8 protein-coding genes are annotated in these 11,608 nt (G+C 65.0%); 1 reads left to right on the top strand and 7 read right to left on the bottom strand.

Going from position 1 to position 11,608, the window contains the following annotated elements:
• The 4 genes from AB3X43_RS04525 to AB3X43_RS04510 all read right to left on the bottom strand — a co-directional run.
• Window positions 1-145 (bottom strand): DnaJ domain-containing protein (locus AB3X43_RS04525; protein ID WP_369428684.1); only part of this gene is annotated, 145 nt, incomplete at its 3' end.
• 99 nt (window positions 146-244) lie between these two features.
• Window positions 245-1,429 (bottom strand): PLP-dependent transferase, encoded by a 1,185-nt coding sequence (locus AB3X43_RS04520; protein WP_369428683.1) that lies wholly within the window; start codon window positions 1,427-1,429, stop codon window positions 245-247.
• Window positions 1,426-2,805 carry a 30S ribosomal protein S12 methylthiotransferase RimO gene (gene rimO, locus AB3X43_RS04515; RefSeq protein ID WP_369428682.1) on the bottom strand — a complete coding sequence of 460 codons (1,380 nt, stop codon included), beginning with the start codon at window positions 2,803-2,805 and terminating at the stop codon, window positions 1,426-1,428. Before rimO ends, AB3X43_RS04520 begins: the two co-directional genes overlap by 4 nt.
• A 15-nt stretch (window positions 2,806-2,820) precedes the next feature.
• Window positions 2,821-5,943 carry a type I restriction endonuclease subunit R gene (locus AB3X43_RS04510; RefSeq protein ID WP_369428681.1) on the bottom strand — a complete coding sequence of 1,041 codons (3,123 nt, stop codon included), beginning with the start codon at window positions 5,941-5,943 and terminating at the stop codon, window positions 2,821-2,823.
• A 123-nt stretch (window positions 5,944-6,066) separates the two neighbouring features.
• On the opposite strand from AB3X43_RS04510, the gene AB3X43_RS04505 reads away from it, so the two are divergent.
• Window positions 6,067-7,215, top strand: a complete 1,149-nt coding sequence (locus tag AB3X43_RS04505) for a Fic family protein (protein WP_369428680.1) — start codon at window positions 6,067-6,069, stop codon at window positions 7,213-7,215.
• A gap of 2 nt (window positions 7,216-7,217) precedes the next feature.
• Here AB3X43_RS04505 and AB3X43_RS04500 read toward each other — a convergent pair whose 3' ends face one another.
• The 3 genes from AB3X43_RS04500 to AB3X43_RS04490 all read right to left on the bottom strand — a co-directional run bounded on the left by AB3X43_RS04500 (window position 7,218) and on the right by AB3X43_RS04490 (window position 11,607).
• Window positions 7,218-8,573 carry a restriction endonuclease subunit S gene (locus AB3X43_RS04500; RefSeq protein WP_369428679.1) on the bottom strand — a complete coding sequence of 452 codons (1,356 nt, stop codon included), beginning with the start codon at window positions 8,571-8,573 and terminating at the stop codon, window positions 7,218-7,220.
• Entirely contained in the window at window positions 8,570-9,502 is a 933-nt protein-coding gene (locus AB3X43_RS04495) for an Abi family protein (RefSeq protein ID WP_369428678.1), read from the bottom strand. Before AB3X43_RS04495 ends, AB3X43_RS04500 begins: the two co-directional genes overlap by 4 nt.
• A 389-nt stretch (window positions 9,503-9,891) precedes the next feature.
• On the bottom strand, window positions 9,892-11,607 hold the full coding sequence (locus tag AB3X43_RS04490; protein ID WP_473965061.1) for a class I SAM-dependent DNA methyltransferase: 1,716 nt from the start codon (window positions 11,605-11,607) through the stop codon (window positions 9,892-9,894).
• Window position 11,608 lies beyond the last annotated feature (1 nt).

Below are 11,608 nucleotides of genomic sequence, written 5' to 3'. Positions count from 1 at the left end.
GGGCCGGGTTGCGATCGGGGTGGTACAGCGAGGCCATCGCCCGGTACGCGGCCTTGACGACCACCGCTTCTGCGTGGCGTGCCAGGCCCAGGGTCTGGTAGTGATCGGGAGCGGCCGGCGGTGTTGGCGGAGGAAGACTGGACATGGGCAGTGCGCATGCTACCGGGTTGTCCGGTCGAATGGCTTGCTGCCCCCTTGGGTGTGTGTGTGGTCCGGGCATGGGCAGGCTGCACCCACCCACCGTTCATGTCTTGAGCACCAGGGCTTGCGCCAGATCTCCGATCAGATCCTCGACCGCCTCCAGCCCGATGCACAGCCGCACCAGTGTCCCGCGGTACGGCGTTGCCAGCGCGCGCATCGCCTTGGGCTGGTACGGCACCGCCAGACTCACCGGCCCGCCCCACGACCAGCCGATGCGGAACAGCCGCAATGCATCGACGAAGGCATCGACCTGCGCCGTGCTGAACTGGGGATCGAACTCGACGGTGACCAACCCAGCCGCTGCCGAACACAGCTCCGCCCAGTGCTTGTGCCCCGGTGACGCCGGCAGCGCCGGATGCAGCACACGCACGAACTCGGTCCGTCCCTGGCACCATGCCGCGATGTGTCGACCGGCTGCATCCTGCGCCGCGTAGCGCAGTGCCAGCGACGGCAGCCCGCGCAGCACCGCCTCCACATCGTTCACCCCCACACCCAGCCCGAGCCGGCTGTGGCACCACGCGAGCCGCTGGTACAGCGTGTCGTCCCGGCAAGCGACCGAGCCCATCAGCACGTCCGCGCCGCCGGATGGGTACTTGGTCAGCGCGTGCACCGTCACGTCCACCGCCAGCCCATCGCCGAGGTCGAAGGCGTTGAACGCGATCCCGGCACCCCAGGTGTTGTCCAGCGCGATCACCGCCTGCGGCGCCTGCGCCCGCACGCCGCGCACCAGCGTGCGCAGATCCGGGAACTCCAGCGTCACCGAACCCGGCGCTTCCAGCCAGACCAGCTTTGTCCTGGGCGTCAGCGCCGCACGCAGCGAGGCCGGGTCCATCGGGTCGTACAGCCGGTACGCGATGCCCCACTGCTTCAACTCATGCGCCGCAAAGTTGCGGCTCGGGCCGTAGACGTTGTCGGGCAGCAGCACCTCGTCGCCAGACGAGAGCAGCGCCATGTCCACCAGCGTGATCGCCGACAGTCCGCTCGGGGCGAGCAGGACATGCTTCGCGCCTTCGAGCGTGGCGAGCCGCGCTTCGAGCGTGAAGGTGGTCGGCGTGCCGTGCAGGCCGTAGGTGTAGGCACTCTTGTCCACCCAGTGCCGCTCGCGCAGTGCCGCCACGCTGGGGAAGAACACCGACGACGCCTTGAACACCCCCGGCGGCAGCGCGTCGAACGCGGCCGGCGCCACATAGGAATGGTGGATCAGGTCCGTCGTCAGCCGGTCGCTCACAGCAGCTCACCCACCAGGTCGTGGCCCGAGGCACCGACGATGCGCACCCGCGCGAAATCGCCGACCTTCATCGTCTTCGAGGCCTTGGTCGGCGGCAGGATCTTCACCGTGCCGTCGATCTCGGGCGCATCGGCATAGGTGCGCGCCACACCGCCCTTGCGGCCCATCGACGGCGCACTGTCCACCAGCACCTGCATCGACGAGCCGACGCGGCGCTGCAGCTTGGCGGTCGAAACGGCTTCGGCGACGGCCATGAAGCGGGCGCGGCGCTCCTCGCGCACGGCGTCCGGCAGCGCGCCCTCCAGCGCATTGGCCGGCGCGCCCTCGATCGGCGAGTAGGCGAAGCAGCCGGCGCGGTCGATCTGCGCTTCCTTCAGGAAGTCGAGCAGGTACTCGAACTCGGCCTCGGTCTCGCCGGGGAAGCCGGCGATGAAGGTCGAGCGCACGACGATCTCGGGGCATGCCTCGCGCCACTTCAGCAGCCGCTCCAGGTTGCGCTCGCCGCTGGCGGGGCGCTTCATGCGCTTGAGCACGTCTGGGTGCGCATGCTGGAAGGGCACGTCCAGGTAGGGCAGCACCAGCCCTTCGGCCATCAGCGGCAGGATCTCGTCGACGTGCGGGTACGGGTAGACGTAGTGCAGGCGGACCCAGGCGCCGTGCTGTTTCGCCAGCTCGCCGAGCTGCGCCACGAGGTCGAGCATCCGGGTCTTGACCGGCTTGCCGTCCCAGAACCCGGTGCGGTACTTGACATCGACGCCGTAGGCCGAGGTGTCCTGGCTGATGACGAGCAGCTCCTTCACGCCGCCCTCGAACAGCGCCCGCGCCTCGTTCAGCACGTCGCCGATCGGCCGCGAGACGAGGTCGCCGCGCATCGACGGGATGATGCAGAACGAGCAGCGGTGGTTGCAGCCCTCGCTGATCTTCAGGTAGGCGTAGTGCTTGGGCGTGAGCTTGATGCCGGCGGCGGGCACGAGGTCGATGAACGGGTCGTGCGGCTTGGGGACGTGCAGGTGGACGGCGTCCATCACTTCCTGCGTGGCGTGCGGCCCCGTGACGGCGAGCACGCTGGGGTGCATCTGGCGCACGAGGTTGCCGCCGCCGTCGCCGGTCTTGGCGCCGAGGCAGCCGGTGACGATGACCTTGCCGTTGGCGGCCAGCGCCTCGCCGATGGTGTCGAGGCTTTCGCGCACGGCGTCGTCGATGAAGCCGCAGGTGTTGACGATCACCAGATCCGCGCCCTGGAAGGTCTTGCTGGTGGCGTAGCCTTCGGCGCTGAGCTGGGTCAGGATCAGCTCGGAGTCGGTCAGCGCCTTCGGGCAGCCGAGCGAGACGAAGCCGATGCGCGGAGCGCGCTCAAGTGTGTTTATTTCGTTCATAGGTGTGCATTGTGCCTACAGGCGTGCGCCGACGCCGCCGTCCGCAGACCGCCCCCGCAGCGCCTCATAGAGCTGCGCAGGCCCGAGCAGGATGTCGCGCAGCCCCTCCCTCACCCGCTCGGAGCCCAGCGCCTGCGTGCTCATCGTGGTGTGGGCGTCCAGCGCGTCCATGATGGCGTGCAGTAGCGCGTCTTTCAGGTCCGGCGAGTTGGCGAACTGCTCCTTGGTGTTGCTGGCGGCCTGGCGCAGCAGCGTCTCGTTCTCCAGCAGCTTGCCCCGGAGCACGCCGTTGACGTAGACGAGCTGGTCGCCGTCGGTCAGCTCGCCCTCGAACAGGCCGTTCACCTTCTGGATGATCTCGTCCAGGTAGGTCTTTTCCTTTTCCTGCACCGCCCCGCTGCCCACCGCGTCGATGGGCGGCAGCGTGTAGCGGCCGTCGGCGTCGAGCCCCATGGCTTGGCGGCCGTGGTTCTTCAGGGTGTGGTGGGTCAGCACCACTTTGCTGAGGTCCACCGTGTCGCGCTCCCGGCCGAATTCCAGCAGCGGGATCAGCCGCTTGAAGAACAGGAAGCGCTTCTCGATGTCGGTGTTGCCGTAGTCGAAGATCTGGCTCAGGAAGGCGTACAGCCGCACGAAGGCGCCCATGTCGTTCTTGAACAGCGCCAGCGCGTCCAGCGTGTCCTTGGCCTGCGCGGCGGTCTTCTCGTCACCCCGCTCCAGCGCGACGGTCCGCTCCAACTGCGCGGCCTTGTAGCGCCGCAGCAGGCGGTCGGCCACCGGGGCTATTGCCGCGTCGAGCTGCTTCTGCGTGCCGAGCGGGTCCAGGTCCACCTTGGCGACCCGGTCCACCTCGAAGTCATCGTAGTGGCCGGCGGCGTCCAGCTTCGCGCGCAGGTCGTAGACCAGGTGCGGGTCGGTGGCGGCTTCCAGCTCGGCCGTCTGGTAGTAGGTCTTGAAGGCCTGGAGGATCTCGGCCGGCGCGTTGACGAAGTCGAGGATGTAGGTCGTGTCCTTGCCCGGGTGCGAGCGGTTCAGCCGTGACAGCGTCTGCACCGCCTGGATGCCGCCGAGCACCTTGTCGATGTACATGCCGCACAGCAGCGGCTGGTCAAACCCGGTCTGGAACTTGTTGGCCACCAGCAGCAGGTGGAACTCAGGCGCGGCGAACGCATCCCGGATGTCGCGCCCCTTGAGCCCCGGGTTCAGCTCCTTGGACGCCTCGGTGACCGCGTCCGGGTAGCTGTCCGGGTCGTCCACCTCGCCCGAGAACGCCGTCAGCACGCCCAGCGGGTAGTGCTGGCGGGCGATGTAGGCGCGGATGGCCTTCTGCCAGCGCACCGCCTCCTTGCGGGAGCCGACCACCACCATCGCCTTGGCCCGCCCCTGCAGCAGCGGCTGCACGTTCTCGCGGTAGTGCTCGACGACGACCTGCACCTTCTGGGCGATGTTGTACGGGTGCAGCCGGACCCACTGCATGATCCCTTTCATCGCCGCGCTGCGCTCCACCTGCGCCTCGTCGTAGGTCTTGCCGTCGTGGGCGAGCTTGAAGGCGAGCTGGTAGCTGGTGTAGTTCTTCAGCACATCGAGGATGAAGCCTTCCTCGATCGCCTGGCGCATGGAGTAGACGTGGAACGGCTGCGGCAGGCCGTCGGCGCCCTTGCGGCCGAACAGCTCCAGCGTCTTGGCCTTGGGCGTGGCGGTGAAGGCGACATACGTCAGCCCGCTGTCCCCGGCGCGGGCGGCCATGTTGGCGGCGGCGATGTCGTTGGCGTCCACGGCGCCGCCGTCCTGCAGGTCCGCCCACTCCTCGGCCGACAGCAGCGTCTTGAGCTTCGCAGCGGCCTCGCCGGTCTGCGAGCTGTGCGCCTCGTCGGCGATCACGGCGAAGCGCTTGCCCTCGGTGGCCGCGAGTTCCTGCACCGCCTTCAAGGCGAACGGGAAGGTCTGGATGGTGCAGACGATGATCTTCTTGCCGTCCTTCAGCGCCTGCGAGAGCTGGGCGCTCTTGGCACCGTTTTCGTTCGTGATGCTCGCCACCACGCCCGCGTTGCGCTCGAAGTCGAACAGGGCTTCCTGCAACTGCACGTCCAGCACGTTGCGGTCGCTCACCACCATCACGCTGTCGAACAGCTTGCGGTGCTCGGCGTCGTGCAGGTCCGCGAGGAAGTGGGCGGTCCAGGCGATGGAGTTGGTCTTGCCCGAGCCGGCCGAGTGCTGGATCAGGTAGCGCTGCCCCGGCCCCTGCGCCAGCACGTCGGCCACGAGTTGGCGCGTGGCGTCGAGCTGGTGGTAGCGCGGGAAGACCACGCTCTTGAGCTGCTTCTTGTCGTCGCGCTTGCCGATCAGGTAGCGGTGGAGGATGTCGAGCCAGCTCTCCCGCGCCCAGACCTCTTCCCACAGGTAGGCGGTGGCGAAGCCCGCGGGGTTGGGCGCGTTGCCGGCGCCGCCCGAACCATCCGCATGGCCGCGGTTGAACGGCAGGAACACCGTGTCCAGCCCCGCCAGCCGGGTCGCCATCATCACTTCGGACTGGCTGACCGCGAAATGCACGAGCGCCCCGCCTGGAAAGCCCAGCAGCGGCTCCAGCAACCCGCCCTTCGGCTGCGGGTGGCGGTCGTAGCGGTACTGGTCCACCGCGTCGTGGACGGATTGCGTGAAGTTGGACTTCAGCTCCACCGTGGCCACCGCGAGGCCGTTGAGGAACAGCACCAGGTCCAGCTCGGCCTGCGGGTTGTTGGGCGAGTGCGTGACCTGCCGCACCACGCGCAGGCGGTTGGCCTCGTAGTGGGCGCGCGTCGTCGCATTCAGCGCCAGCGCCGGCTTGAACTGGGCCAGCATCAGCGGCTCGCGCAGGCCCAGCATCTCCACGCCCCGGCGCAGCACGTCCAGCGTGCCGCGCTCGTTCAGGCTCTTGCGCACCCGCTCGGCCAGCACCCGGGGCAGCGCGGCGCCGTGGGTCTTGGTCAGGCGCGTCCAGGCGTCGGGCTGGGTGGCTTCGATCCAGGCGAGCAGGTCGGGCGGGAACAGGCCGTGGGTGCGGTCGAACTGCGCGGCGTCACCTGCGGCATGGAGCCAGCCGTTGGCCGCCAGATGCGCGCAGATTTCGGACTCGAAGTGATGTTCTCGGTGCAGTGACATGTGTTCGTTCCCCCTGGTGCCACGCGGTGAAGGGTCGGCCGGATGCAAGCCGCCTTTCATCTCGCGCCCTGCAATTAAAGCATGCTTTAATCAGCGCTCCAGCCATTCAAATCGGCTTTCATCATGAAGCGCATCACGGGGCGTCACGCACGCACCACCACCCTCGGCGAAGAGGTCAATGCCTTTGTGCCGCACCCCTTGCCTCCAGCCTCCCCTCCGCTGGCGATGGAAGCCGTACAAGCGGCCAACCATCTGGCAGAGCTGGCGCTGGCCCGGCTGGCCGGTGTGTCTGGGCTGGTGCCGTCGGTGGATTGGCTCCTGTACAGCGCCGTGCGCAAGGAGGCCCTGCTCACCTCGCAGATCGAAGGCACGCAGGCCACGCTGACCGACGTGTTCGACCAGGAAGCCGGCTTTGCCGTGCGCAATGCCGACGATGTCGAGGAAGTCACCAACTACCTGCGCGCGTTTCGCCATGTGCAGTCCGAGCTGCGCTCACCCACCGGGCTTCCACTGAGTGTGCGCCTGCTGTGCAATGCGCACCGCTTGCTGCTGGACGGTACACGGGGTGCTGGCAAACAGCCGGGAGAACTGCGCCGGTCGCAGAACTGGATCGGCGGCACCCGCCCTGGCAACGCCGCGTTCGTTCCCCCGCCGGCCGAACAAGTGCCCGAACTGTTGACCGCCCTGGAGCGTTTCATCCACCAGACCCCGGCCACCTTGCCACCGCTGGTGCGCATGGCGCTGGTGCATGCACAGTTCGAAACCATCCACCCCTTCCTGGACGGCAACGGGCGCCTGGGCCGGCTGCTGATCGGTGCCCTGATGGAGCAATGGGGTCTGTTGTCCGAACCACTGCTCTATCTCAGCGGCTATTTGAAACAGCATCAGGCGGAGTACTACCGGCACCTGTCGGACATCCGCACCGAAGGGGACTGGGAAGGCTGGGTCGGCTTTTTCCTGGAAGGCGTGAACCGAGCGGCCGAGGAGGCCGAACGCGGCATCATCGCCGTGGCGAGTCTGGTCAACACCGACCGCCGCCGGTTACTTGCCCACCCGAAAGCCGGTCCGGCCAGCTACCGCCTGTTCGAGTTGCTGCCGCTGATGCCGCGCTTCACTGTCGAGCAGGCGCGGCAAAAACTCGATACCAGCTTTCCAACCGCCAACGCGGCCGTGAAGTTGCTGGAACAGTTGAATATCCTGACCGAGCGAACCGGCCAGAAAACGAACCGGATCTACAGCTACGGTGCCTACATTGAGCTGTTGACGCGGTAAGGTCAAGCAGGCGCCGCTTGGCGCACGTCGATCTTGCCGGTGACGGCGGCGGAAATCAGCGCACTGCGGCGCTCTTGCAGCAAGGCGATGGTGGTTTGGGCTTCGGCGGTGAGCGCGTCGATTCTGGTTGTTTCAACCTCGACCCACTTGAATATATCTTTCTGTTCCTCCAAGGGTGGAATTGGAATAATGAACTCAGCTATTTGAGACGGACTGATATGCGGGACACTTACACCCGTAGTTTCTGGGCTGAAATGATCCAAAAACATGTTCGATGACAGCAACAACAAAATATTATCATCGCTCAATTTTCCGCTGGCACGAATAGCCGCCACTCGCTGCAAAAGCAGACATGGCAAATCAGCTTCTGAAATTCTGGCTACGCGCATCCCTTCGCTGATGTATGGCCGATCCATTCCAATGACGATATCACCATCAGCAAGTTCAAAGGCATCAAGCCCGTCACCATCGAAGCGCTTCCAATATACCGTCTCATCCCATTTTATTTTTGAAACGCCAACGTTTATGCCCCGCAGTAGTTTGGTGTTCGCCTCGTCCAAAGAAAATTCTGTAGACGGAAAAGCATACCCAGGAAGAATTGATAAATAGCGGCCAGCTTTTGTCACATCCCAATGCACCGGCACCTCCCCCAGCCACTCCACCCCCGAATCCTTCATCGGCACCCGCGGATCCAGCCCCTTCGTCACAGCGTGGGAGATGACCGCTTGACGCTTTTCCTTGAGGAGGTCGATCAAGGTGCGTTGTTCGGTGATGAGGGCGTCGAGCTTGGTGGTTTCGCTTGTAAGGTATTTTGAAATCAGCGCGCCCTCCGCATTTGGCGGCACGGCAATCTTCATTGAACCGATTTGATCAAAATTTAGCCCTTCTCTGGCGGCGCCATTTTGAACAAAGTCAATTTGCCTTTTTATATTTACTGATTTCAATGACCACTCAATATGAGCTGCAATTGATTTTTCGATTGGCCGAATAGCACATACATGTTGATTTACGTTGGCATGCTCAAGATCAGCAGGAACAATGCATGACCGTCCAATTGAAGCGCCTGTGATGTTCAGCAATATATCACCCGGCATTATCCGACTTGCCGCCATCAAGTCATCGACATCATTGGATATAAAAACAACGTCATCAAGATGCAGCCCATCATCGTAAACATTTTGGCTTCGGATAAATATCACACCGTCATCAACGTATGTTTCACTTCCGCCTAGCGGAGTTTTTCCACTGGATATGCGAGAAGACAGGTGCTTGATGCTCTTCACCTCCCAATGCGCCGGCACCTTGCCCAGCCACTCCACCCCGGAATCCTTGTAATGCTCGTATCTTGGAAAACTCATGGCTTGTTGCCCTCTTGCCAGACCGGCCGTGTGCGCCAGTCCTGTGGAAATCCCATGGCAGACAGCCGGTCGGCAGGCAACTCGGTGTCCAGCAGATGCACGAGGCGCGCTGCCCACGTCGTGCCCGGATTCATCGTGTTCAACATGACAGCCAGCAGCGTCAGCGGGTTGTAGAGGTAGTTCGCCTGGTGGTCCGGACTCTCGGGCGGCACGAGGTTGCTCGCCTGGCGCCTGATGAGCGGCAGCTTCATCGGCAAGCGCCGGTTCCACAGTCGGCTGTGGTGCGCACAGGCATTGCGGATCGGTGTCAGCACGTGCAGCACGCGCTCCATCACCTCCACCGTCGGCAGACCCAAGCTGTTGGCAACCACCTGCTTGGCCGTGTTGTCGCGGGTGTTCTTCACCCAATGTGACAGCGCGCCCAGCGACATCGTCTCGACCACCGCCCAGATCGGCGGCAAGTCCGGCGAGGTGTACGTGGCACGGTAGTGGACAACGAAGGTCTCGGTGCTGTGTTCCATGTCCCGCGCAAGACTGGCCAGATTCTGGGCATGCCACCTCGGATCCTTGAAGCACGCACTGTCCATGTGCGCGTGCGCACCATGACGCAAGGACATCGCATGGGCCCAGCGGGTGCGCACCGCCACTTCGAGCCGCTCGATGGCTTCGATCACCAACAGCCTCAGCTTGCGGTCGAAGATGTAGAGCTGGAGCACCTGCTCGAACGTCGTGCCCGGGATGAACTGATGCTGTCGGCGCTCCCCGGCGGCAGGCAGCACCTCGAACGGCAGGCAGTACGCACTCAGGCGGTAGTAGCCGATGTTGTCGAGGTAGCGCACGGCCCGAGGCACATCCGCTACCTGCAGGCCACGCGACCGCCAGAGGGCGACCTGATCAGCCAGCGAGAGGGGCGGCTTGTCAAAGTGCATGGGCCAGCCCCAAAAAGATAAACCCCCCGGTTTGAGCATCATGACAGCGGGCTGTCCGAGAGGCTTGGGGGGTGTTGTTGCAGCGGATTCTACTCCCGTCCACCATTTTTTCCCCGCCGTCTGCTGCGCTGTGGCAGCGTTTTTTTGTCGATCTGGATGTTGCCGCACATTGACATGAAGCGTTGATGGACGGTTGGCGCGACCCGGGCCCCCACCCCAACCCTCCCCCGCTGGGGGAGGGAGCAAGACCAGACCCCAAAGCGCCGGATCTCCTCCCCCCAGCGGGGGGAGGTCGGGAGGGGGGCTTCGAGGTCAACGGACGCATCAACTTCGCGCACCGTCATTGGTGTCAGCACTGCCGACACTTTTGGCGGCGACAACAGCCGCACTCATGCCGACAGCCCCTCGATCATCGCCTTGATCCGATCCGTCGACCGCTTCAGATCCGCATCGATCTCGGCCAGCGAACGCGGCGGCTCGAAGACATAGAAATGCCGGTTGAACGGAATCTCGTAACCGACCTTGGTCTTCTCGGGATCGATCCACGCATCCGGCGCATGCGGCAGCACCTCGCGCTCGAAGTAGGAGCGGACATCGTCGCTCAGCGGCACGTTCTCGGTGTCGCGCAGGGCGCTGTCGGGCTGCGGCTTGCCCTTCTGCTTGCCCTTGGCCCCCAGCACCGGCTGACCCTGCGCGTCCCGCAGCGGGCGCTCGACCGTGATCGTCGTGTACCCGAAGTCCTCGTTGCGGAAGATGCGCGACACCGGCACCCGCTGGAGCCGCCCGCCTTCCGGCACCACGGGCGGAAGGTCGGCGCCGGTGACCAGCTGCGCTTCGCCCAGCGCCTGCCCGGCCGCGTCCAGCACCGTGACGAGTTCCGCCTCGGTGAAGCCACCGAACAGGCGCGTCACCTGCTCGATGTGCGCCTCGCTCATCTCCTTGCGCTTGGAGCCCAGGCTCTTGCGCATCTTCTGCCAGAAACTCCCCGCGTCGATGAGCTGCACAAACCCCCGGCGGTCCTCCGGCTTCTTGTTCGACAGGATCCAGACATAGGTGGCGATGCCCGTGTTGTAGAACATGTCGGTGGGCAGACCGACGATGGCCTCCACCAGATCGTTCTCCAGCACATAGCGGCGGATCTCGCTCTCGCCACTGCCCGCGCCGCCCGTGAACAGCGGCGAGCCGTTGAGCACGATCCCGAAGCGGCTGCCCCCGTCCTGCGCCGGCCGCATCTTGGCCAGCAGGTGCATCAGAAACAGCAGCGAACCATCCGACACCCGCGGCAACCCCGGACCGAAGCGGCCGTCAAACCCCCGCTGCTCATGCTCCAGGCGCACCGCCCGCTCGACCTTCTTCCACTCCACCCCGAATGGCGGGTTGGACAGCATGTAATCGAACTGGCGCCCGCCGTGGCCATCGTCGCTCAGCGTGTTGCCCGCGACGATGTTGCCCACGTCCTGGCCCTTGATGAGCATGTCCGCCTTGCAGATGGCGTAGGACTCGTCGTTCAGTTCTTGCCCGAACATCGTCAGCCGGGCCTGCGGGTTGTGTTCCAGCAGGTACTCGCCCGCCACCGACAACATGCCGCCGGTCCCCGCCGTCGGGTCATAGACCGTGCGCACCACCGCGTTGCCGGGTGTCAGCACGTCGTCGTCCTCGATGAACAGCAGGTTCACCATCAGCCGGATGACCTCGCGCGGCGTGAAGTGCTCCCCGGCCGTCTCGTTGGAGATTTCCGCGAACTTGCGGATCAGCTCCTCGAACACCGCGCCCATGCTGGCGTTGTCCACCCGCTCGGGGTGCAGGTCGATGTTGGCGAACTTCTCGACCACCAGGTACAGCAGGTCGGCCTTGGCCAGCCGCTCCACCTGGGTGTGGAAGTCGAAGCGCTCGAAGATGTCCCGCGCTGCCGGCGAGAAGCCCTGGATGTAGGCGTACAGGTTCTGCCGGACATGGTCCTGATCACCCAGCAGCGTGACGAGGTCGAGCGACGAGGTGTTGAAAAAGCTCTGGCCGGCCTTGCGCAGCAGGAAGGGCTCCGGGTTCAGGCCGGCGGCGGTGCGGGCCGCGAACTCGGCCAGCACCGCCGGCATGGTGGCCGCCAGC

Source organism: Sphaerotilus sp. (assembly GCF_041083715.1).
GTDB lineage: Bacteria > Pseudomonadota > Gammaproteobacteria > Burkholderiales > Burkholderiaceae_C > Sphaerotilus.
The sequence above is the reverse complement of the archived record's forward strand: the minus strand, read 5'-3'. Positions and strand labels throughout refer to the sequence as shown.

What these genes read in the sequence shown, in the direction of transcription:
- AB3X43_RS04500 (WP_369428679.1), bottom strand. Translation starts at nt 8,573, where the DNA reads ATGAGTTTTCCAAGATACGAGCATTACAAGGATTCCGGGGTGGAGTGG.
- AB3X43_RS04495 (WP_369428678.1), bottom strand. Translation starts at nt 9,502, where the DNA reads ATGCACTTTGACAAGCCGCCCCTCTCGCTGGCTGATCAGGTCGCCCTC.
- rimO (WP_369428682.1), bottom strand. Translation starts at nt 2,805, where the DNA reads ATGAACGAAATAAACACACTTGAGCGCGCTCCGCGCATCGGCTTCGTC.
- AB3X43_RS04510 (WP_369428681.1), bottom strand. Translation starts at nt 5,943, where the DNA reads ATGTCACTGCACCGAGAACATCACTTCGAGTCCGAAATCTGCGCGCAT.
- AB3X43_RS04505 (WP_369428680.1), top strand. Translation starts at nt 6,067, where the DNA reads ATGAAGCGCATCACGGGGCGTCACGCACGCACCACCACCCTCGGCGAA.